This window comes from Streptomyces xanthii, assembly GCF_014621695.1.
Classification (GTDB): Bacteria; Actinomycetota; Actinomycetes; order Streptomycetales; family Streptomycetaceae; genus Streptomyces; species Streptomyces xanthii.
Genome location: NZ_CP061281.1, coordinates 6,152,758 through 6,174,117 on the forward strand (window position 1 = coordinate 6,152,758; position 21,360 = coordinate 6,174,117).

Consider the following 21,360-nt stretch of genomic DNA (forward strand, 5'->3'; position numbering starts at 1 on the left):
CCCGCGCAGTTCCCCGTGCCCCTTCGGGGGCTTGATCATCCCCCGGACGGAGCAGTAGACCGGGCCACCACGAGGGACCTCCACGCACGCTGGGTGCGGGAGGTCCCTTCGTGCGTCTGAGCCATCGGATAGCCACCGTGCTGGTCGCGCTCGCCCTGCTGGGCGCCGGCGCGGACAGCGTCGCCGCGCCCGAGCCCTCCGGGGCCGGGTGCCGGGTCAGGGTCGACGGGTCACGGGTGAGCGCGACCTGCCACAACCCCTACCCGGATGTCGACCGGGTCGCCCTGCACGTCGAGTGCGACCGCTGGTGGGACATCGACACCGACACCGCGCCGCGCGCGGTCGGCCCGGCCGAGACCGTACGGCTCGCCGGGCGCTGCTGGAAGGACGTACGGACCGCCTGGGTCAGTCACCGGAAGGCGCGGTGAGCCGGCCCGACCTGCACAGGAACGCGTAACTGGCCGCCTCCGTCGCCGCCGCCTCCGCGTCCCCCTCACGGATCGCGTCCACCAGCGCCGTGTGGTCCATGTTGTTCTCCTCCGTCAGGCGCTCGCCGACGTCCTCGCGCAGCCAGTCCCGCAGCACCTCGCCGAGGTCCGCGTACATCGCCGTCATCACGTCGTTGTGCGACGCGGCCACCACGGCCAAGTGGAACGTCGAGTCCGCCGTCACGAAGGCCTCTGCGTCGCGCGCCTCCCACGCCTCCTCCCGGCGCAGGAGCAGGGTGTGCAGCTGCTTGAGGTCCCGCTCGGTGCGCCGCTGCGCGGCCAGCGCGGCCGCGCTGGACTCCAGCGTGGAGCGCAGCTCGGCGATGTGCCGCGGATCGGCGTCCGCGAACCGCCGCTGCATCACACCGGCCAGCTCGCTGGTCGCCACCACATAGGTGCCCGAGCCCTGCCGGATGTCGAGGAGCCCGTTGTGCGCGAGCGCGCGGACGGCCTCGCGCACCGTGTTCCTCGCCACACCGAGCTGCTCGACGAGCTCCGGCTCGGTGGGGATCCGGGAGCCCACCGGCCACTCGCCCGAGGAGATCTGGGCGCGCAGGGCGGAGATGACCTGCTCGGACAGGGCCGAGCGCCGGGGGGAGGTCAGTGCCATGACGTTCCTTCGTGCTTGCTCGTACGAACGCGGAGGGGCGGGCCGGGAGGCGGGCCCCCAGGTCCAGTGTGACGCAATCCGATTGGACAACCAATCATCCCATGATTCTAATATGGGTCTCATGGCTAGTGAGGAAACCCCGACGATGGCACCACCGACCGCCCCGACGCCCCCCACGACCGCGGAGCCGGTCAAGAGCACCGCGCCACGCACCTGGGCGCTGCGCCTGGTGACCGTCGGCATCGTCCTCGCCGCCCTGAACCTGCGCCCCGCCGTCACCAGTCTCGGCGCCCTCCTCGAAGAGGTCCGCGACGGGCTCGGCATGAGCGGCAGCGTCGCCGGCGTCCTCACCTCCGTGCCGCCGCTCTGCTTCGCGCTCTTCGGCTCGATGGCCCCGCGCCTCGCCAAGCGCTTCGGCCCCGCCGCCGTCGTCTGCTTCGGCATGGCCGCCATCGCCGCGGGCCTCGCCCTGCGCCCCTTCACGGGGAACACGGTGGCCTTCCTGGCCGCCACCGCCCTCGCCCTCATGGGCATCGCGGTCGCCAACATCCTGATGCCGGTCGTCGTCAAGCGCTGGTTCCCCGACCGCGTCGGCTCCATGACCGGCCTGTACTCGATGGCCCTGGCCGCCGGCACCTCCACCGCCGCCGCGATCACCGTCCCGGTGACCGACGCCATGGGCGGCGACTGGAAGACCGGCCTCGCCGTGTGGTCCGTGCTCGCGGCGGCCGCCGTGCTGCCCTGGCTCCCGCTGGTCCGCGACCGGCGTGACCCGCAGCAGGCCGCCGGACAGGAGGCCCCGGCCGTCGAGTCGGTGCCCGCCGAGAACGACGGCACCGGACTGCGCATCGCCCGCAGCCGCACCGCCTGGGCGCTCGCCTGCTTCTTCGGCCTCCAGGCCACCGCCGCGTACATCACCATGGGCTGGATGGCGCAGATCTTCCGCGACGCCGGGGTCTCCGCCTCGACCGCCGGTGTGCTGCTCGCCGTCTGCATGGTCATGGGCGTGCCGCTCGGCTTCGTCATCCCGCGCGTCGCCGCCCGGCTGTCCAGCCAGGGCCCGATGGTGGTCCTCCTCGGCGCCTGCGGCCTCGCCGGCTACGCGGGCCTGTACTTCGCCCCGGCCTCCGGCGCCTGGGTCTGGGCGATCCTGCTCGGCATCTCCAACTGCTCGTTCCCGCTGGCCCTCACGATGATCGGCATGCGCGCCCGCACCGGCGCCGGCGTCGTCAAGCTCTCCGGCTTCGCCCAGTCCACCGGCTACCTCATCTCGATCCCGGGCCCGCTGCTCGTCGGCGTCCTCTACCAGCACAGCGGCGGCTGGGGCGTGCCGATCGCGCTGATGGCCGCGCTGATGGTGCCGCAGATCGTGGTCGGCATCTTCGCGGGCCGCAACCGCACGGTCGAGGACGAGGCGGCCGCCGCGGCCTGACCCCGGGGGCCCGACGGCGGGGGACGGGTGCGACACTTGCCGCATGTCGCCTGTGCTCGAACCCAACCCCCAGAACGGCCAGAAGAAGCTTCTCGCCGTCTTCGGCGCGATGATCGCCGTCACCGTCGTCATCGCCGTCATCGCGACGATCGTCTCCCCGTGACCGGGTGACCCGTCCCGGCCGCGCGCCGGAGGGTGGGGTCAACCCCACCGTCCCCTAGGGGGCCAGGGTCAGGGTCGAGTGGGTGGATCACCGGATGGGCCCGGGCCCCTGCGATCCGTACCGTCGAAGTGTCGCCCCGACCGGGCGGCCCACCGCGGTGGCGGACCGCGGCGCCCACGGACCCGGAGGCAGCCATGCAGGCCCCCACCCACACCCGGACCCACGCGTCGGCGGCGGGCGGCGCGGACACCCGGCTGCCCTGGTGGGCGGTCGTCCTGCCCGCCGTCGCGTTCGTCGCCCTGCTCCTGCTGATCCTCAACCCGGCGGACGCGCAGGCCGCCGCGGGCGACCCGTCCTTCACGCACGTCCTCGAACGCGCCAGGGAACTCATCCAGCGCTAGGGCGTGTCCGCAAAGTCCCTCCCCCAGCTAACGCTGGGAGGTGCCCCCAGCCGGTCGACGCCTGGCACGCACTCTCGCCGCACCGGGCGTAAGGCCAAGTACATCCAGTACGAGGCCTTGCGCCCGGCGCACCGAGAGCACGCACCAGACGCCGCCCGGCCCGCCCTCCGGGCGGACGACGGGACTTTGCGGACACGCCCTAGCCTCCCGCACCGCTGTTCACCCGTGCCGGGCGAGCGCGTCAACTCCCTGCGCCTCATGGCCGGTTTCGTGCGAAGCTGGGAGCCATGAGCGTCGCAGAACCCCGCAGGATCGTTCTTTTCCGGCATGCCAAGGCGGACTGGCCGCAGGTCTCCGACCACGACCGGCCGCTCGCCGAGCGGGGCCGCAGGGACGCCCCCGTAGCCGGCCGCAGACTGGCCGACTCCGGCATCCCGTTCGCCCTGGCCCTCTGCTCGACCGCCGCCCGCACCCGCGAGACCTGGAAGCTCGCCGTCGCCGAGCTGCCCGAGCGGCCCAGGACCGTGTACGAGGAGCGGATCTACGAGGCCTCGCCCGGCGAGCTGATCGCCGTGCTGAACGAGACGCCGGACGACGTGCGCGACCTCGTCCTCATCGGCCACAACCCCGGCGTCCAGGCCCTCACCGAGATCCTCGCCAAGGACGCCGAGGGCGACACCCGGCAGCGCGTGGACCGGCGCGGCTTCCCCACGGCCGCCTTCGCCGTCCTCACCTTCCCCGGCTCCTGGAAGAGCCTGGAGCCCGGCACCGCGACCCTCGTCGACTACTGGGCGCCCAGCGAGTGACACGCACGAGGCGCGGGCCCCGGAAGGACCGGGACCCGCGCCTCACGTCTGCCGTCCGGCAGGTCAGCCCTCGTGCGTGTCCGCGGCCTCGACCTCTTCGCGGGTGATCCCCAGCAGGTACAGGACCGTGTCCAGGAACGGCACGTTCACCGCCGTGTGCGCGGCCTCGCGCACCACCGGCTTCGCGTTGAAGGCGACCCCGAGGCCCGCCGCGTTCAGCATGTCCAGGTCGTTCGCACCGTCGCCGATCGCCACCGTCTGCGCCAGCGGCACCCCGGCCTCCGCGGCGAACCGGCGCAGCAGCCGCGCCTTGCCCGCCCGGTCCACGATCTCGCCGGTGACCTTGCCGGTCAGCTTCCCGTCGACGATCTCCAGCGTGTTGGCCTGCGCGAAGTCGAGCCCGAGCCGCTCCTTCAGATCGTCCGTGACCTGCGTGAACCCGCCGGACACGACGCCCACTTGATAGCCGAGCCGCTTCAGCGTACGGATCAGGGTGCGGGCCCCCGGCGTCAGCCGGACCTCGCTCCTGACCTTGTCCACGACCGACGCGTCGAGCCCCTCCAGGAGCGCCACGCGCGCGTGCAGCGACTGCTCGAAGTCCAGCTCGCCGCGCATCGCCGCGGCCGTCACCTCGGCGACCTTGTCCTCACAGCCCGCGTGCGCCGCGAACAGCTCGATCACCTCGTCCTGGATGAGCGTCGAGTCGACGTCCATCACGACGAGCCGCTGCGCGCGCCGGTGCAGACCGGCCGCGACCACCGCGACGTCCACGCCCAGGCGCGCCGCCTCCGTGGCCAGCGCCGTGCGCAGCCGCTCCGTCTCGGTGCCGGACACGGCGAACTCGACGGCCGTCACGGGGTACTTGGCGAGCCGGAAGATGCGGTCGATGTTGCCGCCGGTCGCGGTGATGGACGCGGCGATCGCGGCCGTCGACTCGGCGGTGAGCGGGTGACCGAGGACCGTGACCAGCGAGCGGCCCACACCGCGCGGCCGGTTGTCACCGGTGCCGGAGATGATCTCGGCCTGCATCCGGATGGACTCCGCCCAGCTGTGGACGGTGGCCCGCAGCTCGCCGTCGAGACCGGCCGGCGGCGCGGTCACCAGGGCGCACAGGACGATGCGGCCGCGGGTGACGACCTGCTCGATGTCGACCACGTCGACGGAGTAGGCGGCGAGGGTGTCGAACAGTCCGGCCGTGATGCCGGGCCGGTCCTTGCCGAAGATCTTGACCAGGAGAGTCGGGACATCGGCCGCGAGACCGGCCGGGGCGTCAGCAGGGTGCTGGGGCTGCGAAGCGCTCATGATGTTTCTACGTTATCGGGCCTGTGTACGAAGCCGCTGCCGCGGTCCGAGTGCCGGACACGGCCTCCCGCCGCAGGTCCGCCGCTTTGTCGCCGGGTGCGGGTCTCGTCGTGGCTGATCGCGCAGTTCCCCGCGCCCCTGGAAGGCATGCGGCTTCGCCGCGCCTTCCCCAGATGAAAGGCGCCCCGCGCCTTTGTCGGGGAGATGCGGCGCGAAGCGCCATGCATCTCAGGGGCGCGGGGAACTGCGCGACCAGCCCCCACCGGCCCGCGGCCCCGCGTCGGCCTAAAGGTCCCCGTCCGCAGGGGGAGGCGGCGGTGGAGGGGGAGGCGGCGGCCAGGACGCGGAGCGCGGGCGCTCGGAGGGCCGCGGCGGCCGGAGCGGGGCCGCCATCGTGGGCGCCGCCGAGACGTCGTCCCGCACCTCGCCCCCGGGCGGATCGGGCTCCGGCTCCAGATAAGGGTTCTCCGGAACATCCGGCGAGCCGTACGGGTGGGACGGGGCGTACGGACCCGCCCGCTCATCGGGCGCGGGGACGGCGGCCCGCGCCGCACGCGAGCCCGCCGCCCCTGCCGCCCAGGCCAGCACGGCCCCGCAGCCGCCCGCCCCGGCCCCCCACACCGCCCCGAGCAGCAAGGCCGTCCCCGTACGACCGTGCAGTTCCACCCCCGCGTCGAACGCGTCGAAGCCCAGGACCGAGAGGGACGAGGACGCCGAGACGTCCGTCAGCCGGACCAACAGGGGGAGGGCCACGGCGGTGACCACGCCGAGCCGGAGCGCGCAGTGCGCCGCGAAGACGAGCACGCCCTGGCGCGGCCCGCGCGGGGTGCGCGCCGCCGTGAGGACCCCGGCGCACAGCATCATCAGGGCCGCGGCCAGGGGCAGCAGCCACACCCGCCCGTCCAGCTCGGCGAGCCTGCCCACCGTCACCGGCTCGTCCGCCGACACCCGCAGCAGCTCCCCGAGCGGGTCCGGCAACAGTTGCCCGAGCCCACCCGTCGCCGCCCCGTCCCACGGCACGAACAGTCCCAGGGGCACCCCGAGCCACACCCCGTTCGGCGCCCCGAGCAGCGCCGCGCCCGCGATCCGCCTCGGATGCTCGTCACCGGCCATCGCGTACGCCGCCGCGGCGAGGCCGGCGAGCACCGCGAGCAGCACCACCCCGACCAGCGCCGACACCGCGGGCCGCACCACCCGGTGCAGCGGGTCCAGGACGCGCGGCAGCGGGGTGCGCCGCGACGCCAGCAGCGCGATGAGCAGCACCCCGACCACGAACACCGCACCGCCCACCAGCGTCGGCCCCGTCCGCACGGTGAAGCCCACCGACGCCTTCGCCCCCGCGAGGTCGCCGAGCCGGCCGGGCAACAACCCCGCGACACCGCCCGGCAGCCGGTCCGCGATCCCCGCGGGCAGGCCCCCCTTGTCGGGAATGCCCCCAAGACCCAGCTTCGTACCGTCAATCGTGATGAGGTCGTGACCCGCCCACGACAACCCGCCGAGCAGTCCGAGAAAGAGCGCCGTCACCGTGCCCGCGCGCGCCGCCAGTTCCCCGAATCCCACCTCAACGGCCCCTGAACGCAGGGACCGCAGGAAGAACCAGCTGAGCAGCAGCGCACCGGTGAGCCCCACACCCAGCGGGGCGACGTCGATCGCCGTATGTGTCTGAGCCGTGTCCAGACCGAAGGCCGAGACGTCGCCCGACGGTGCCACCTGCCCGCCGACGCCGAGCGTCACGACGGCGGCCGTCATCGGCCCGAGGGAACCGGCCGCGTCCGCGTCCAGCAGGTGCAGGCCCAGCGCGGCGACCCCCACCATCCCGATGAAAGCCCAGCTCACAGCGGCGACGGCCGAGATCAGCACATCGCCGGCGAGCGCGGCACCCGGCCGCCGGGTGCGCCGGCCGGTCTCCGTCACGGACATCTTGGACCCCCCGATCCGTCCCGCAACGCCCCTGATTTCCCATTTACTCATGATCCGTAGGGAGTTGTGGGCTCTTACCACTCTCGGGGCCCGTATCGTCCCCGTCAACGGCGGACGCGAGGACGGGGCGGGGGAGTCTTCACAACCCCCGACGCAAGGCCCGACTTTCGGTCACGGGGGGCTTCCTGAAATAGTTCCTCACGATGTTCGACATCCCTAGACTCCCCATGACGGGGGCAAAAATCGGGGGACAACTCAGTGGGGCATGGAGTGCCTGAACTCGTACTGGAATTGAACGGCAGGACCTGGACGCTCGACCCGTCCAGGCCGTACACCCTGGGGCGCGACCCTGGGGGAGACATCGTGCTCGACGACGCCCGGGTGTCCTGGCGTCACGCCACGATCAGCTGGGGCGGCCGCAGTTGGGTCATCGAGGACCACGGGTCGACCAACGGCACCTTCGTGCAGGGGCAGCGGATCCACCAGATGGAGATCGGTCCCGGCTCCTCGGTGCATCTCGGCAACTCGACCGACGGTCCCAAGGTCAGCGTGCAGGGCAGCGCCCAGGCCGCCGCCGTGGCCACGCCGCCGCAGCAGCATGCGCAGCAGGCCCCGCCGCAGCACCAGCAGCAGGCCGCGTGGCCCCAGCAGCAGGCGCCGCAGCAGCAGCCCCCGCAGCAGGCCTGGAACCAGCAGCCGCCGGCGCAGAAGGTGCCGCAGCAGCAGGGCGGCCCGGCCGGCGCCCCGCCGGTCTACGGCGACCGCAGCCCCACGACCTTCCACCAGGTCGCCCTCGGCCGCGTGATGCGCATCGGTCGTGCGCTGGAGAACGAGCTGGTGGTCTCCGACCTCCAGGTCTCCCGCCACCACGCCGAGTTCCACGCGACGCCCGACGGCCGCTTCGAGATCCGCGACCTCGGCTCGCACAACGGCACGTACGTCAACGGTCAGCCGATCGCCAAGGGCGGCTCCCAGCTGCTCGGCCCGAACGACATCGTCGGCGTCGGCCACTCGACGTTCCGCCTGGTCGGCGACCGCCTCGAGGAGTTCGTCGACACCGGTGACGTCTCCTTCTCGGCGCGCCACCTCACGGTGACCGTCGACGGCGGCAAGCAGATCCTCAAGGACGTCTCCTTCGGCGTCCCCGAGAAGTCGCTCATCGCCGTCATCGGCCCCTCGGGATCCGGTAAGTCCACCCTGCTCAAGGCGCTCACCGGCTACCGGCCCGCCAACCAGGGTGACGTCCTCTACGACAACCGGAACCTGTACAAGCAGTTCGCCGAGCTGCGTCAGCGCATCGGTCTGGTCCCGCAGGACGACATCCTGCACAAGGAGCTGACCGTCAAGAAGGCGCTCAAGTACGCGGCCAAGCTCCGCTTCCCCGCCGACACCAGCGAGCAGGAGCGCGAGCAGCGCATCGACGAGGTGCTGCGCGAGCTCAAGCTGGACATCCACAAGGAGAAGAAGGTCACCTCCCTCTCCGGTGGCCAGCGCAAGCGCGTCTCGGTGGCCCTGGAGCTGCTGACCAAGCCGTCCCTGATCTTCCTGGACGAGCCCACCTCGGGCCTCGACCCGGGCATGGACCGCGACGTCATGCAGCTGCTGCGCGGCCTGTCCGACGACGGCCGCACGGTCCTCGTCGTCACCCACTCCGTGGCCGAGCTCGCCCTGTGCGACAAGCTCCTCGTCATGGCGCCGGGCGGCTCGGTGGCCTACTTCGGTCCGCCGGAGGAAGCGCTCAACTTCTTCGGCTACGAGACCTGGGCCGACGTCTTCTCCGCGTTCGAGAACTACCGCGACTACGACTGGGCGGGCCGCTGGAAGGGCTCGCAGCACTACCAGATGTACGCCGCGGACATCGACGCCGTCGCCCCGCAGTCGGTGCAGATGCCGCCGCCCGCCGCGGTCAGGCCGCCCAAGCCGCAGCCCTGGGGCTCGCAGCTGATCACACTGATCCGCCGCTACTGCTCGGTGATCGCCTCCGACAAGGGCTTCATCGGCCTGATGGTGATCCTGCCCGCGGTGCTCGGCCTGGTCTCGGTGGTCATCCCCGCCGACTTCGGCCTCGCGCCGCCCAAGCCGCCGTCCCGGTTCAACGGCGACGCGGGCACGATCATGCTGATCATCGCCGTCGGCATGTGCTTCTCGGCCGCGGCCAACTCGGTCCGTGAGCTGATCAAGGAGCGGGTCATCTACGAGCGCGAGCGGGCGACCGGCCTGTCCCGCTCCGCGTACCTGATGTCCAAGGTCATCGTCCTCGGCGTGATCACGGCCATCCAGGGCATCATCATCTGCGGTATCGGCTTCGCCCCGCGCGACCTTCCGGCGGAAGGCCTGCTGATGCCGCCGGCGGTCGAGCTCTGCATCTCGATCATCGCGCTCGGCTTCACCTCGATGATGTTCGGCCTGGTCATCTCCTCGCTGGTGAAGACCTCCGAGAAGACGATGCCGCTGCTCGTCATGTTCGCGATCGTCCAGGTCGTGTTCACCGGCGTCCTCTTCCAGATCTACGGAACGCTCGGCCTGGAGCAGTTCGCCTGGCTGATGCCGTCCCGCTGGGCCATCGGCGCCGCCGGAGCCACGCTGGACCTGGCACACCTCATGCCGCCGTGGGACCAGCAGAAGCCGAACGACCTGGACCCGCTGTGGGAGCACTCGGTCGGCCAGTGGGGCATCAACCTCACGATCCTGATCGCCCTCGGTGTCGTCTGCGGCTTCGCGGTCGCGCGCCTGCTGCGCCGCCACGAGCCCGAGGTCATGCGCAAGTAGTCACGGCTCAGGTACGCGGACGACGGAGAAGGGCGGCACCCTCGCGGGTGCCGCCCTTCTCCGTCGTGGGGGGTGCGGCGTGCGCCGGAGACCCGGAGGTCCCGTCAGCGAGTCTCGGTACGCGCCTGCGTCCTCAGTACGCGCTGTTGACGTTGTCGATCGAGCCGTACTTGTCGGCCGCGTAGTTGGCGGCGGCCGTGATGTTGGCGACCGGGTCGTAGATGTTCGTCGAGGTGCCGGAGACGTGGTACGCGGCGAACGTCGGCGGGATGACCTGCAGCAGACCCTTCGAGGGGATGCCGTTGATCGCGTTGATGTCCCAGCCGTTCATGGCGTTCGGGTTGCCGGAGGACTCGCGCATGATGTTGCGGTGCAGACCGTCGTAGGAGCCCGGGATGCCCTTCGCCTTCATGATGGCGAGGGACTCCTTGATCCAGCCGTCGAGGTTGTTCGCGTAGACCGGCTTGCGGGCGGCGGCGCGGGAGGCGGCCTCGCGGATCTCGCGGTCCTTCTTGGCCTTGGCCTCGGCGTTGGCCTTCGCCTTCGCCTCGGCGGCGGCCTTCTGCTTGGCGTCCTGCTCGGCCTTCAGCTTGGCGGCGATGGCCTTGGCCTTCTCCGACGCGGCGGCCTGCTGGTTGGTGACGCTCGCGTGGACGTCCTGGATGCGCTGCGCACCCGCGTCCGTCGTGAACGCGACGGGGGAGGAGGTGACCTCCTCGGCCTGGGCCTGCGTGTCGTGACCCGGCACCAGAGTGATCGCCAGGGCGGCGGCGCCGAGCGAGGCGACACCGGCGATGGAGAACTTGTGGGCCCGGGTCAGCGGACTATGGCCAAGGGCGCGGAGCTGCTTCATGAGACGGGGACCTCTCGGTGGTTTGGGGGACGGACGTTGCGGGCAGAACCTTCCGGCGCTGAGCAACGGGGGCAATTCTTAGCGGTCGCAAAATTGCGTGGCAAAGGTGTGACGTACGAAGCCGGGTAGTGGATCACAGAACGCGCAAAAAGGACCGAGGGCCAGTTTTCGGCTCCCGGTCCTTGCGTTTTCCCGGGACCAAAGTCTCATCTCGGTCCACTAGGCGACTTCGTAGGTGACGTGCACCCTATGCGCGGCATCACATGGTGCCGCCCCCTGTCTCACTGATAGTTGCCGGTGCAACGCACTCGGTGAGCCTCTGAGGGCTCAGTGAGCCGTTTCCGGCGGCAGCACCAGATGCACGTCCCCGAACTCGTGCCACAGGTACCGGCCGCGCAGCGCCTCCTCGTACGTACGGCGCACCGCCTCCCGGCCCGCGATCGCCTCCAGCATCTGCAGATGGGAGGCCTCGGGCTCGTGCAGCCCGGTCAGCAGACCGTCCACCACCCGCACCCCGCGCTCCGGCGTCACCACCAGATCCGTCCAGCCGCGCGCCGCCCGCACCACCCCGTCCGCTCCCGCCGCCGACTCCACGGCCCGCACACCGGTCGTCCCCACCGCCAGGACCCGCCCGCCGCCCGCCCGCGCGGCGTTGATCAGCCGCGCCGACGCCTCCGGCACGTCGAAACGCTCCGCGTACGGCGGCTCGTGCGCCTCCGCCGACGACACCCCCGTGTGCAGCGTCACCGGAGCGAACTGCACGCCCCGCCGCACCAGCGCCGCCACCGCCCGCTCCGTGAACGGCCGCGCCGCGCTCGGCATCTCCGCACTGCCCGCCCCGTCCGCGTACGGCAGCGCGAACACCGTCTGGTACGCCGACAGCGGCTGGTCCCGCCGCGTGTAGGAGTAACGGATCGGCCGCCCGTGCTCGCGCAGCACCGCCGGCACGTCCCCGGTCGCCCGCACCCACCACAGCCGGTCCCCGCCCGCCGCGACCCGCTCCTCGAACACGAGGTGCACACAGCCCGGCAGCGACACCACTTCCCCCGCGGGCCCGCCCGCGCGCGGGCGCGTGGTCCCGCGCCCGTCCGGATCGCGCACCTCGACGGCCCACCGGCCGTCGTCGCCCCGCGTCGAGAAGTGCACCACCACGCGCGCGTGGCCGAGCGTCCCGTCCACGGCCGCCGCGAGCGTGGGGGAGGTGTTCACGATCAGCAGGTCCCCCGCACGCAGTTCGCCCGGCAGCTCGGCGAACCGGCGATGCGTGACCTCGGTGCCGCGCGACACCAGCATCCGTACGGAGGACCGGTCCCGGCCCGGCCCCCGCTGCTCGGCCGGCACCCGCGCCGACAGCTCCTCCGGAACACGCAGAGCGAGCGTCATCGGACCTCCTCCTGAAGCGGGCTCTCGGCCGGCGGGCCGTCCATGAGAAGAGAGGGGGCGGAGTAGCGGCCGCTCGCGGGGCGGACGTCCAGCAGACGCAGGAACGCCGGCACGACCTCCTCCGGCCGAGGCACCCCGCTGAGGTCCTCCTCCGGTTCCGCCGCAGCCAGCATCTCCGTGCGCATCCCGCCCGGATCCACCGCCCACACCCGCAGCCCCGGCTCCTCCACGGCCAGCACCGCGGACAGCTGGTCGAGCGCCGCCTTCGTCGCCCCGTAGCCGCCCCACGTCCCGTACGCCTCGGCCGCCGCGTCCGAGCTCATGTTGATCACCGCCCCGGCCGGCGCGTCCCGCAGCAGCGGCAGCGCCTCCTGGAGCAGCCCGAGCGGCGCCACCACATTGACCTCCAGCGCCGTGCGGAAGTCGTCCAGCGAGTACGCGCCGAGCGGCCGCAGCGGCACCGCGCCCAGCACCCCCGCGTTGTTCACCAGCAGATCGAGACCGCCCAGCTCCCAGGCCGCCGCGATCAGCTCCACCCGGTGCCCGCCGTCCGCGACATCGCCCGCGACCGCCTTCACCGTGCCCCCGTGCCGGCGCAGCTCCGCCGCCGCGTCCTCCAGCGGCCCCGCGGACCGCGCGTCGAGCACCAGATCCCAGCCCCGCCGCGCGAGGGCCTCCGCCAGCGCCCGGCCGAACCCCCGCGAAGCACCCGTGATGATCGCTACCGCCATGACAACCGTCCCCTTGCTCCGTCGCTTCGTCCTGTCGTCCTGCGTGATGTCCTCAACGTAGGAACCGGCCGGTCCCGGGCACCTCAGGCGCGGGTCGCGAGGAGCCAGGGCCCTTCGCCCTACGACCGTCGGCCTAGGCGACCGCCGCCACAGGTCCGATCCGCGCCGTCACCGGCCGCCGGTACGGTGATCTCATGAGTGAGGGACCCCAGTCAGGCCTGGCCGCGGTGAGCGCCGCGCTGCTCGCCATGAGCAGACACCTCGAGGTGCGCGACGTCCTCAAGACGATCGTCGCCTCGGCGCGCGAGCTGCTCGACGCCGAGTACGCGGCGCTCGGCGTCCCCGACGACCACGGCGGCTTCGCCCAGTTCGTCGTCGACGGAGTGAGCGAGGCGCAGTGGAAGGCCATCGGCCCGCTGCCCCGCCAGCACGGCATCCTCGCCGCGATGCTGCGCGACGCCCGCACCGAGCGCCTCGCCGACGTCCGCAAGGACCCCCGCTTCGAGGGCTGGCCCTCCGCCCACCCGGACATGTCCGACTTCCTCGGCCTGCCGATCAAGGACGGCGACGAGACCATCGGCGCCCTCTTCCTCGCCAACAAGCGCTGCTCCAAGCCCGAGGGCGGCTGCGGCTTCACCGAGGGCGACGAGCAGCTCCTCGGCATCCTCGCCCAGCACGCCGCGATCGCCCTGACGAACGCCCGGCTCTACGAGCGCAGCCGCGAGCTCACCATCGCCGAGGAGCGCTCCCGGCTCGCCCACGAACTGCACGACGCCGTCAGCCAGAAGCTGTTCTCGCTCCGCCTCACCGCCCAGGCCGCCGCCACCCTCGTCGACCGCGACCCGGCCCGCGCCAAGGGCGAGTTGCAGCATGTCGTCGCCCTCGCCGCGGAGGCCGCGGACGAACTGCGCGCGGCCGTCGTCGAGTTGCGCCCCGCGGCCCTCGACGAGGACGGCCTCGTCGCGACCCTGCGCACCCACATCCAGGTCCTCGACCGGGCCCACGGCGCCCACGTCACCTTCGGCACCCGCGGCGTACGGGCACTGCCCGCCGCCCAGGAGGAGGCGCTGCTGCGCGTCGCCCAGGAGGCCCTGCACAACGCGCTGCGCCACTCCGGCGCCGCGGAGGTCGGCGTGACGCTGGAGAAGCACGGCACCGGCGCGGTCCTGCGCGTCACGGACGACGGCGCCGGCTTCGAGCCGCACGCGATACGCCGTGCGGGACGCCATCTCGGCCTGGTCTCGATGCGCGACCGGGCGAGCGGCGTCGGCGGCCGGCTCACAGTGGAATCGGCGCCCGGCAAGGGCACCACGATCGAGATGGAGGTCCCCGGTGGCTGACCGGATCAAGGTGCTGTTGGTGGACGACCACCAGGTCGTCCGCCGGGGCCTGCGTACGTTCCTCGAGGTGCAGGACGACATCGACGTCGTCGGCGAGGCCGCCGACGGCGCCGAAGGGGTCGCCCGCGCCGAGGAGTTGAAGCCCGACGTCGTCCTCATGGACGTCAAGATGCCGGGCATGGACGGCGTCGACGCGCTGCGCCGGCTCCGCGAACTGGCTAACCCCGCCAAGGTGTTGATCGTCACGAGTTTCACCGAGCAGCGCACCGTCGTGCCCGCCCTGCGCGCCGGCGCCGCCGGGTACGTCTACAAGGACGTGGACCCCGACGCCCTGGCCGGCGCCATCCGCTCCGTCCACGCGGGCCACATCCTCCTCCAGCCCGAGGTGGCCGGCGCCCTGCTCTCCCAGGAGGAGAACAACAACGGGCAGGGGAGGGGCGGTTCGCTCACCGACCGGGAGCGCGAGGTGCTCTGTCTGATCGCCGACGGCCGGTCGAACCGGGAGATCGCCCGCGCCCTCGTCCTCTCCGAGAAGACGGTCAAGACCCACGTCTCGAACATCCTCATGAAGCTCGATCTGGCGGACCGCACCCAGGCCGCCCTCTGGGCCGTCCGGCACGGGGTCACGGGCTGACGGACCCCGCGCACACCGGCGCACTACTGCACCGCACCACAGGCGGTTCCCGTCCGGTCTGAGATTCATACTGTCGTGTGGATGTCCCCCGGACGGCGTATCCCCGTGGGGCGGTGCCGCGTTCTCCAGGACACGCCGCGGCGGCTGGCCACGGCGATCGCTAGGAGGACCAAGAAGTGATGAACCTGAAGAAGGCCGCTGCCGTCACCCTCGTCGCCGGTGGCCTCGTCGCCGCCGGTACCGGCATCGCCTCCGCCACCGACGGCGGCGCGCACGCGGGCGGCAAGGCCGTGCACTCCCCGGGCGTCGTCTCGGGCAACGTGATCCAGGCCCCGATCCACATCCCCGTGAACGTCGTGGGCAACACGGTGAACGTGGTCGGCCTCCTGAACCCCGCGTTCGGCAACCTCGGCGTCAACAACTGACGCAGGCCCGCGGTCCCCAGACCTCCCGGCCCCTCGGGTACGCACCCGGGGGGCCGGTCGCGTGCCGTTGATCCCATCGGGGCCATCCACACGGCCCCCCGTGACCTCGCGGGCAAGATCGCGTTGCTCACGGCGAGACCCCATCGCCGGGGTCGTCTTTCTTATCTGGAGGAACTTTTCTCATGAGCATCGCCAAGAAGGCCGCCCTGGTCGTCGCTGTCGCCGGTCTGGCCGCGGGTGCCTCCGCGGGTGCCGCCTTCGCCGACTCCGAGGCGGAGGGCGTCGCCGCCCACTCGCCCGGCGTCGCGTCCGGCAACCAGGCGCAGGTCCCGGTCCACGTCCCCGTGAACGCGACCGGCAACTCGGTCGACGTGATCGGCCTCCTGAACCCGGCCTTCGGCAACACCTCCGTCAACAACTGACGCCCCCCGACCCAAAGGCCCCGCGCCCTCCTCCGCGGGGCCTTTGCCATGCCGGGATCAGAGAGGGGCGCGCCCGAAGGTTCCCCTGGGGGCGCACGAAGTGTGCCCCTCAGGGGCGCGGGGAACTGCGCGACCAGCCACGACGAAACCCGCACCCGGCATCACACAGCGAGCCCAACGACGCACCCCCGCCGGCGGAGCCGAAACGCTCAGCCCCGCTCCCGCATCTCCACAACGGAGTTGTACGCGGCGACGACAGCCCGCCGAGCCGTCCGCTCGACAGGCCGCAACGCCCCGGCCCGCGCCCCCATCTCCCCCGCACTCACGGCCCCACCGTGCCCGGCCTCGTGCGCCACATCCACCAGCACCCCCACCCGCTGCGCGAGTTCGAGCACCCGCACGGCCCGAGCCGGATACCCGGGAGCGAGCGCCTCCCGCCCCCGCTCGGCCCGAGCCCGGTACGCGTCGATCGCCGCCTCCGCGACCGGCCCCGACCCGGCCACATCGAGGCGCGTCAACACCTCCGTCGCCTCGCGCAGCGCCTCCGCCAGCTCCCGCTCGGCCTCCCCGAGCGAGGGCACGTCCGCCGGCGGAGCCTCCCGTACGGGCAGGCAGTGCCACAGCACCTCGACGTGCACGTCACCCTCGGGCCCGGCCTCGTACACCTCGGGCACGAGCCCGAGCGCGACCCCGACACAGACGACGGCCTCCTCGGCATCGAGCGCCCGCGCGTTGAACTCCGGCGGCCCGCTCAGCCCCAGCGGATGCCCCGGAGCGGGCAGCGCCACCCGCAGCCCCGTCGCACCGAGCGCCCGCAGCCGCCCGAGCGCGAGCGTGAGCCCGACGGGCCCCGCCTCCCCTGGCAGCCCTTCAACGCGGTGCACCGCGTCCTCGCCCACGATCGCGAGAGCGGTGTCATCAGGTGCGACAAGTCCGGCCAATAGGGCATTTCCCCATGCCGTGAGGCGGCCGGAGCGAGGTTCGGAAAGCATGCGCTCCACCTTAGAAGCCCGACAGGCCCCCAAAAGCCCGACCGATGGAAGGGACGACGCGACCGGTGGCGTAGGTTTTCCCTGGGGACAGCGACCGACCGGCACCGAGCACACGGCCGGCGGACGCACGAGACAGCCGAGACTGCAATGGGAGACAACGCGCTCATGAGCGATGTACTGGAGCTGGAGGACGTATCCGTGGTCCGCGAGGGCCGGGCTCTGGTGGACCAGGTCTCCTGGTCGGTGAAGGAGGGGGAGCGCTGGGTCATCCTCGGCCCGAACGGGGCGGGCAAGACCACCCTCCTCAACGTCGCCTCGAGCTACCTGTACCCGAGCCAGGGCGCCGCCACGATCCTCGGCGAGACCCTCGGCAAGCCCGGCACCGACGTCTTCGAGCTGCGCCCGCGCATCGGCATCGCCGGCATCGGCATGGCCGAGAAGCTCCCCAAGCGCCAGACCGTCCTGCAGACCGTGCTCACCGCCGCCTACGGCATGACCGCCGGCTGGCAGGAGGAGTACGAGGACGTCGACGAGCAGCGCGCCCGCGCCTTCCTCGACCGCCTCGGCATGAGCGACTACCTGGACCGCCGCTTCGGCACGCTCTCCGAGGGCGAGCGCAAGCGCACCCTCATCGCCCGCGCCCTGATGACCGACCCCGAGCTGCTGCTCCTCGACGAGCCCGCCGCCGGACTCGACCTCGGCGGCCGCGAGGACCTGGTCCGCCGTCTCGGCCGCCTGGCCCGCGACCCGATCGCCCCCTCGATGATCATGGTCACGCACCATGTCGAGGAGATCGCCCCGGGCTTCACGCACGTTCTGATGATCCGCCAGGGCAAGGTCCTCGCCGCGGGCCCGCTCGAGCTGGAGCTCACCTCCCGCAACCTGTCCCGCTGCTTCGGCCTCCCGCTGGTCGTCGAGCAGAACGGCGAGCGCTGGACGGCCACGGGCCTGCCCCTGAGCTGATCCCGCACCGGCCGCGCGGAGGACACCTCAGGACGATCTCCCGAGGAATCGTCCCCTGTCCGCGCGGCCACCCGCGGACCTACCATGACCATGTGGCAGACATCGACGCATGGGTGTGGTGGCTGATCGCAGCGGCCGCGCTCGGAATCCCGCTGGTCATCACCGCGATGCCCGAGTTCGGCATGCTGTCCGTGGGCGCCGTCGCCGGCGCCGTGACAGCCGGACTGGGCGGCGGAATCGTGCTGCAGGTCCTCGTCTTCGCCGTGGTCTCGTGCGCCCTCATCGTCGTCGTACGGCCCATCGCCGCACGCCATCGCGCCGGACAGCCCCAACTGGCCACGGGAATCGACGCCTTGAAGGGAAAACAGGCCGTCGTCATCGAGCGCGTCGACCACCGCGGCGGCCGCATCAAACTCGGCGGCGAGATCTGGTCGGCCCGCACCCTCGACGGCGACGCGGTCTTCGAACCCGAACAACAGGTCGACGTCGTCGACATCGAAGGCGCCACGGCGATCGTGATGTGATCGCGCAGGTGGCCTGAACTCCCCACGTCGCACAGGCGGTTCTGACAGACTCGACGAGCAAGATCCTATGATCTTCCGGTCGGCGGAACGAAGGGCACAGGAAACTCGATGTCAGCGATCATCATCGTCCTGATCATTCTGGTGGTGTTGGTCTTCATCGCCCTGATCAAGACCATCCAGGTCATCCCCCAGGCGAGCGCGGCCATCGTGGAGCGGTTCGGCCGCTACACCCGCACCCTGAACGCGGGGCTGAACATCGTGGTCCCGTTCATCGACTCGATCCGCAACCGCATCGACCTGCGCGAGCAGGTCGTCCCCTTCCCGCCACAGCCGGTGATCACCCAGGACAACCTGGTCGTCAACATCGACACCGTCATCTACTACCAGGTGACCGACGCCCGCGCCGCGACCTACGAAGTGGCCAGCTACATCCAGGCCATCGAGCAGCTCACCGTCACCACGCTGCGCAACATCATCGGCGGCATGGACCTGGAGCGGACCCTGACCTCCCGCGAGGAGATCAACGCGGCACTGCGCGGCGTCCTCGACGAGGCCACCGGCAAGTGGGGCATCCGCGTCAACCGCGTCGAGCTCAAGGCGATCGAGCCGCCCACCTCCATCCAGGACTCGATGGAGAAGCAGATGCGCGCCGACCGCGACAAGCGCGCCGCGATCCTCACCGCGGAGGGCATCCGCCAGTCCCAGATCCTCACCGCCGAGGGCGAGAAGCAGTCGGCCATCCTCCGCGCCGAGGGCGAGGCCCGCGCCGCCGCCCTGCGCGCCGAGGGCGAGGCCCAGGCCGTCCGTACGGTCTTCGAGGCCATCCACGCGGGCGACCCCGACCAGAAGCTGCTCTCGTACCAGTACCTCCAGATGCTCCCGAAGATCGCCGAGGGCGACGCCAACAAGCTCTGGATCGTGCCCAGCGAGATCGGCGACGCCCTCAAGGGCCTCTCCGGCGCCATGGGCAACTTCAACCCCCTGGGCGGCGGTTCGGTCCCCGCCCAGGGCAAGGAGCGCCGCGAGCAGCCCCCCATCGACTGACCGCGCACACGAGAGCGGGCCCACCGACCTCCCTGGCCGGTGGGCCCGCTCTCGTACGTACGTCTAGGCCGCGGCGCTCTGACCGTTCAGCCAGTCCGGCAGCGACTCCATCTCACCCGCGCCGAGCGACAGCAGCATCGCGTCCGCCGGCGTCGGCTCGAACGGCTGCCGCAGCAACGGCATCCCGGCCTCCTCGGGCGTCCGGTCGGCCTTGCGGTGATTGTCCTCGGCGCAGGACGCCACCGTGTTCAGCCACGAGTCGGCGCCACCGTGGGAACGCGGCACCACGTGGTCCACCGTCGTCGCCCGCCTCCCGCAGTACGCGCACCGGTGCTGGTCCCGTACGAGCACACCCCGCCTCGACCACGGCGCGCGTCTTCGGAACGGCACCCTCACGTACCTGCAGAGCCTGATCACCCGGGGCACCGGAATGTCGATGGCGGCTCCGCGCATGCGCAGATCGGGGTGGGCCTGCTCGACGACGGCCTTGTCCTGGAGCACCAGCACGACGGCTCGGTTCAGCGTCACCGTCGAGAGCGGCTCGAAGCTCGCGTTCAGCACCAGTGTGTCCCGCATCCTGCCCACCTCCCGTACGCAGCGGATCACCCCTCGGCGTCCGTGCGTCAACTCTGGCCGTGCACGCCGAGATGGACAACGCAATAAAAACTGCCCGCCTCCGGCCACTTTCATGACCGGAGACGGGCAAACGTTCAGTGAACGCTTTCGAGGGGCGCTCCTACTCGGCGGGCGCCGCGTACTCCGCGACGACCTGGGCGCGCGCCAGCGTGTGGAAGCGCAGGTTGAACCCGACGACCGCCGGCGAGGCGTCCGAGTCCGGGCCCAGCTTCTCCTGGTCGACCGCGTACACGGTGAAGACGTACCGGTGCGCCGGGTCGCCGGGCGGCGGCGCGGCACCGCCGAAGTCCCTCGTCCCGTAGTCGTTGCGCACCTGGACGGCGCCCTCGGGCAGACCGTCGAACTTCCCGGTGCCCGCACCGGCCGGCAGCTCCGTGACCGACACCGGGATGTCGAACACGGACCAGTGCCAGAAGCCGCTGCCCGTCGGCGCGTCCGGGTCGAAGCAGGACACGGCGAAGCTCTTGGTCTCCGGCGGGAAGCCCTCCCACCGCAGCTGCGGCGAGGTGTTCCCGGCGGCGTACACCTGGGCGTCCCGGAGCACGCCACCCGGCTCGAAGTCCTCGCTCACGACGGTGAACGACGGCACCTGCGGATGAAAGGCATGAGGAAGCGGAGCCCGCTGGGGCTGCTCGGTCACAACGACACCTCCTGGTTGGGCACAGACAAAGTCCGACCCAGGAAACCCTAGAACCAGTTCTTATTGCTGCCGACTTCGGACAGCCACTGGTGCAGGTACGCCGACCAGTCCGTGCCCTGGAAGTCGTGGTGCCCGACCACGAAGGAACGGAACGTGTCGCTGCCCTCGCTGAACAGACCCGGCTTCTTGTCCATCTCCAGGACGACGTCCATCTCCCGGTCGTCGGCCACGAAGCTGAGCTCCACCTGGTTCAGCCCGCGGTACTGCTGCGGCGGGAAGAATTCGATCTCCTGGTAGAACGGCAGCTTCTGCCGCGTACCGCGGATCCGGCCGCGCTCCATGTCCGCGCTCTTGAAGCGGAAGCCGAGCTGGATGAAGGCGTCGAGGATCGCCTGCTGCGACGGCAGCGGGTGCACGTTGATCGGGTCCAGGTCACCGGAGTCGACCGCGCGGGCGATCTCCAGCTCGGTGGTCACCCCGATGTTCATGCCGCGCAACGCCTGCCCGTCGATCATGGTGACCGGCGTCTCCCACGGGATCTCGAGCCCGAAGGGCACCGCGTGCACCGCGCCGGCCTGCAGCTGGAAGGCACCGCCGAGACGGACCTTGGTGAACTCGATGTCCTGCTTGGTCTCCTGGTCGGCGCCCTCGACCTCGACGCGGGCCTGCAGTCCGACCGACAGCCCCTCGATCTCCTGATCGACGGAACCGCCCTGGATCCGCACCTCGCCCTGCACGACGCCGCCGGGCACGACATTGACCTCGGTGAGCACGGTCTCCACGGACGCCCCGCCCGCACCCAGGCTCGCCAACAGCCGCTTGAACCCCATGAACGATCTCCTCCGTCGACTTACTACTGCTGACTACAAACGCGATGGACGG

23 protein-coding genes are annotated in these 21,360 nt (G+C 71.6%); 13 read left to right on the top strand and 10 right to left on the bottom strand.

The genetic code is table 11. From position 1 onward, the window contains the following. Window positions 1-110: 110 nt before the first annotated feature. On the top strand, window positions 111-428 hold the full coding sequence (locus IAG42_RS27775; RefSeq protein WP_188339689.1) for a hypothetical protein: 318 nt from the start codon (window positions 111-113) through the stop codon (window positions 426-428). Here IAG42_RS27775 and IAG42_RS27780 read toward each other — a convergent pair. Next, window positions 406-1,098, bottom strand: a complete 693-nt coding sequence (locus tag IAG42_RS27780) for a FadR/GntR family transcriptional regulator (protein WP_188339690.1) — start codon at window positions 1,096-1,098, stop codon at window positions 406-408. The genes IAG42_RS27775 and IAG42_RS27780 overlap by 23 nt on opposite strands. Window positions 1,099-1,219: 121 nt before the next feature. On the opposite strand from IAG42_RS27780, the gene IAG42_RS27785 reads away from it, so the two are divergent. From IAG42_RS27785 to IAG42_RS27795, 4 genes are all read left to right on the top strand, one after another. Then, complete coding sequence (locus IAG42_RS27785; RefSeq protein ID WP_188339691.1) at window positions 1,220-2,530, top strand: CynX/NimT family MFS transporter; 1,311 nt, start codon at window positions 1,220-1,222, stop codon at window positions 2,528-2,530. Window positions 2,531-2,573: 43 nt separating this feature from the next. Further along, window positions 2,574-2,693, top strand: coding sequence for an SGM_5486 family transporter-associated protein (locus tag IAG42_RS38375; RefSeq protein ID WP_262928316.1), 120 nt, complete (start codon window positions 2,574-2,576; stop codon window positions 2,691-2,693). Window positions 2,694-2,887: 194 nt separating this feature from the next. Beyond that, the gene (locus IAG42_RS27790) at window positions 2,888-3,094 is read left to right on the top strand and encodes a hypothetical protein (RefSeq protein WP_188339692.1); all 207 of its coding nucleotides are present in this window, start codon (window positions 2,888-2,890) and stop codon (window positions 3,092-3,094) included. A gap of 287 nt (window positions 3,095-3,381) precedes the next feature. Further along, entirely contained in the window at window positions 3,382-3,900 is a 519-nt protein-coding gene (locus tag IAG42_RS27795) for a SixA phosphatase family protein (protein ID WP_188339693.1), read from the top strand. Between the two features lie 63 nt (window positions 3,901-3,963). Here the strand turns inward: IAG42_RS27795 and serB are convergent, their stop codons facing one another. Both serB and IAG42_RS27805 read right to left on the bottom strand, forming a co-directional pair. Then, the gene (gene serB / locus IAG42_RS27800) at window positions 3,964-5,202 is read right to left on the bottom strand and encodes a phosphoserine phosphatase SerB (protein ID WP_188339694.1); all 1,239 of its coding nucleotides are present in this window, start codon (window positions 5,200-5,202) and stop codon (window positions 3,964-3,966) included. Between the two features lie 285 nt (window positions 5,203-5,487). Beyond that, complete coding sequence (locus IAG42_RS27805) at window positions 5,488-7,122, bottom strand: streptophobe family protein (protein ID WP_188339695.1); 1,635 nt, start codon at window positions 7,120-7,122, stop codon at window positions 5,488-5,490. A gap of 258 nt (window positions 7,123-7,380) precedes the next feature. On the opposite strand from IAG42_RS27805, the gene IAG42_RS27810 reads away from it, so the two are divergent. Further along, complete coding sequence (locus tag IAG42_RS27810; RefSeq protein WP_188339696.1) at window positions 7,381-9,891, top strand: ABC transporter ATP-binding protein/permease; 2,511 nt, start codon at window positions 7,381-7,383, stop codon at window positions 9,889-9,891. A 133-nt stretch (window positions 9,892-10,024) separates the two neighbouring features. Here IAG42_RS27810 and IAG42_RS27815 read toward each other — a convergent pair whose 3' ends face one another. The 3 genes from IAG42_RS27815 to IAG42_RS27825 form a co-directional block, all read right to left on the bottom strand. After that, window positions 10,025-10,744: a transglycosylase SLT domain-containing protein gene (locus tag IAG42_RS27815; RefSeq protein WP_188339697.1), complete on the bottom strand. Its 720-nt coding sequence runs from the start codon at window positions 10,742-10,744 to the stop codon at window positions 10,025-10,027. Window positions 10,745-11,071: 327 nt separating this feature from the next. Further along, window positions 11,072-12,127 (bottom strand): S-adenosylmethionine:tRNA ribosyltransferase-isomerase, encoded by a 1,056-nt coding sequence (locus IAG42_RS27820; RefSeq protein ID WP_188339698.1) that lies wholly within the window; start codon window positions 12,125-12,127, stop codon window positions 11,072-11,074. Continuing rightward, window positions 12,124-12,858, bottom strand: coding sequence for an SDR family NAD(P)-dependent oxidoreductase (locus IAG42_RS27825; protein WP_188339699.1), 735 nt, complete (start codon window positions 12,856-12,858; stop codon window positions 12,124-12,126). Before IAG42_RS27825 ends, IAG42_RS27820 begins: the two co-directional genes overlap by 4 nt. Before the next feature lie 194 nt (window positions 12,859-13,052). On the opposite strand from IAG42_RS27825, the gene IAG42_RS27830 reads away from it, so the two are divergent. The 4 genes from IAG42_RS27830 (at window position 13,053) to IAG42_RS27845 (ending at window position 15,679) form a co-directional block, all read left to right on the top strand. After that, window positions 13,053-14,198 carry a GAF domain-containing sensor histidine kinase gene (locus IAG42_RS27830; RefSeq protein WP_188339700.1) on the top strand — a complete coding sequence of 382 codons (1,146 nt, stop codon included), beginning with the start codon at window positions 13,053-13,055 and terminating at the stop codon, window positions 14,196-14,198. Next, on the top strand, window positions 14,191-14,832 hold the full coding sequence (locus IAG42_RS27835; protein WP_188339701.1) for a response regulator: 642 nt from the start codon (window positions 14,191-14,193) through the stop codon (window positions 14,830-14,832). Before IAG42_RS27830 ends, IAG42_RS27835 begins: the two co-directional genes overlap by 8 nt. Window positions 14,833-15,008: 176 nt before the next feature. Continuing rightward, entirely contained in the window at window positions 15,009-15,257 is a 249-nt protein-coding gene (locus tag IAG42_RS27840; RefSeq protein WP_188339702.1) for a chaplin, read from the top strand. 182 nt (window positions 15,258-15,439) lie between these two features. Beyond that, window positions 15,440-15,679, top strand: coding sequence for a chaplin (locus IAG42_RS27845; protein WP_188339703.1), 240 nt, complete (start codon window positions 15,440-15,442; stop codon window positions 15,677-15,679). A gap of 209 nt (window positions 15,680-15,888) precedes the next feature. Here IAG42_RS27845 and IAG42_RS27850 read toward each other — a convergent pair whose 3' ends face one another. Then, entirely contained in the window at window positions 15,889-16,671 is a 783-nt protein-coding gene (locus tag IAG42_RS27850) for a hypothetical protein (protein ID WP_188339704.1), read from the bottom strand. Between the two features lie 165 nt (window positions 16,672-16,836). On the opposite strand from IAG42_RS27850, the gene IAG42_RS27855 reads away from it, so the two are divergent. The 3 genes from IAG42_RS27855 (at window position 16,837) to IAG42_RS27865 (ending at window position 19,202) form a co-directional block, all read left to right on the top strand. Further along, entirely contained in the window at window positions 16,837-17,634 is a 798-nt protein-coding gene (locus tag IAG42_RS27855; protein ID WP_188339705.1) for an ABC transporter ATP-binding protein, read from the top strand. 92 nt (window positions 17,635-17,726) lie between these two features. After that, entirely contained in the window at window positions 17,727-18,158 is a 432-nt protein-coding gene (locus IAG42_RS27860; RefSeq protein ID WP_188339706.1) for an NfeD family protein, read from the top strand. A 108-nt stretch (window positions 18,159-18,266) separates the two neighbouring features. After that, window positions 18,267-19,202, top strand: coding sequence for an SPFH domain-containing protein (locus tag IAG42_RS27865; protein ID WP_188339707.1), 936 nt, complete (start codon window positions 18,267-18,269; stop codon window positions 19,200-19,202). A 63-nt stretch (window positions 19,203-19,265) separates the two neighbouring features. Here IAG42_RS27865 and IAG42_RS27870 read toward each other — a convergent pair whose 3' ends face one another. The 3 genes from IAG42_RS27870 to IAG42_RS27880 all read right to left on the bottom strand — a co-directional run bounded on the left by IAG42_RS27870 (window position 19,266) and on the right by IAG42_RS27880 (window position 21,308). Further along, on the bottom strand, window positions 19,266-19,778 hold the full coding sequence (locus tag IAG42_RS27870) for an HNH endonuclease (protein WP_188339708.1): 513 nt from the start codon (window positions 19,776-19,778) through the stop codon (window positions 19,266-19,268). A 160-nt stretch (window positions 19,779-19,938) separates the two neighbouring features. After that, the gene (locus tag IAG42_RS27875; RefSeq protein ID WP_188339709.1) at window positions 19,939-20,478 is read right to left on the bottom strand and encodes a YbhB/YbcL family Raf kinase inhibitor-like protein; all 540 of its coding nucleotides are present in this window, start codon (window positions 20,476-20,478) and stop codon (window positions 19,939-19,941) included. A 47-nt stretch (window positions 20,479-20,525) separates the two neighbouring features. Beyond that, the gene (locus tag IAG42_RS27880) at window positions 20,526-21,308 is read right to left on the bottom strand and encodes a sporulation protein (RefSeq protein WP_188339710.1); all 783 of its coding nucleotides are present in this window, start codon (window positions 21,306-21,308) and stop codon (window positions 20,526-20,528) included. Between the last annotated feature and the right edge of the window lie 52 nt (window positions 21,309-21,360).

Excerpts from the sequence above, each read along its gene's own strand:
- IAG42_RS27780 (WP_188339690.1), bottom strand. The coding sequence starts at position 1,098 with ATGGCACTGACCTCCCCCCGGCGCTCGGCCCTGTCCGAGCAGGTCATC.
- IAG42_RS27785 (WP_188339691.1), top strand. The coding sequence starts at position 1,220 with ATGGCTAGTGAGGAAACCCCGACGATGGCACCACCGACCGCCCCGACG.
- IAG42_RS38375 (WP_262928316.1), top strand. The coding sequence starts at position 2,574 with ATGTCGCCTGTGCTCGAACCCAACCCCCAGAACGGCCAGAAGAAGCTT.
- IAG42_RS27790 (WP_188339692.1), top strand. The coding sequence starts at position 2,888 with ATGCAGGCCCCCACCCACACCCGGACCCACGCGTCGGCGGCGGGCGGC.
- IAG42_RS27795 (WP_188339693.1), top strand. The coding sequence starts at position 3,382 with ATGAGCGTCGCAGAACCCCGCAGGATCGTTCTTTTCCGGCATGCCAAG.
- serB (WP_188339694.1), bottom strand. The coding sequence starts at position 5,202 with ATGAGCGCTTCGCAGCCCCAGCACCCTGCTGACGCCCCGGCCGGTCTC.
- IAG42_RS27805 (WP_188339695.1), bottom strand. The coding sequence starts at position 7,122 with ATGTCCGTGACGGAGACCGGCCGGCGCACCCGGCGGCCGGGTGCCGCG.
- IAG42_RS27815 (WP_188339697.1), bottom strand. The coding sequence starts at position 10,744 with ATGAAGCAGCTCCGCGCCCTTGGCCATAGTCCGCTGACCCGGGCCCAC.
- IAG42_RS27820 (WP_188339698.1), bottom strand. The coding sequence starts at position 12,127 with ATGACGCTCGCTCTGCGTGTTCCGGAGGAGCTGTCGGCGCGGGTGCCG.
- IAG42_RS27825 (WP_188339699.1), bottom strand. The coding sequence starts at position 12,858 with ATGGCGGTAGCGATCATCACGGGTGCTTCGCGGGGGTTCGGCCGGGCG.
- IAG42_RS27830 (WP_188339700.1), top strand. The coding sequence starts at position 13,053 with ATGAGTGAGGGACCCCAGTCAGGCCTGGCCGCGGTGAGCGCCGCGCTG.
- IAG42_RS27845 (WP_188339703.1), top strand. The coding sequence starts at position 15,440 with ATGAGCATCGCCAAGAAGGCCGCCCTGGTCGTCGCTGTCGCCGGTCTG.
- IAG42_RS27850 (WP_188339704.1), bottom strand. The coding sequence starts at position 16,671 with ATGCTTTCCGAACCTCGCTCCGGCCGCCTCACGGCATGGGGAAATGCC.
- IAG42_RS27855 (WP_188339705.1), top strand. The coding sequence starts at position 16,837 with ATGAGCGATGTACTGGAGCTGGAGGACGTATCCGTGGTCCGCGAGGGC.
- IAG42_RS27865 (WP_188339707.1), top strand. The coding sequence starts at position 18,267 with ATGTCAGCGATCATCATCGTCCTGATCATTCTGGTGGTGTTGGTCTTC.
- IAG42_RS27870 (WP_188339708.1), bottom strand. The coding sequence starts at position 19,778 with ATGCGGGACACACTGGTGCTGAACGCGAGCTTCGAGCCGCTCTCGACG.
- IAG42_RS27880 (WP_188339710.1), bottom strand. The coding sequence starts at position 21,308 with ATGGGGTTCAAGCGGCTGTTGGCGAGCCTGGGTGCGGGCGGGGCGTCC.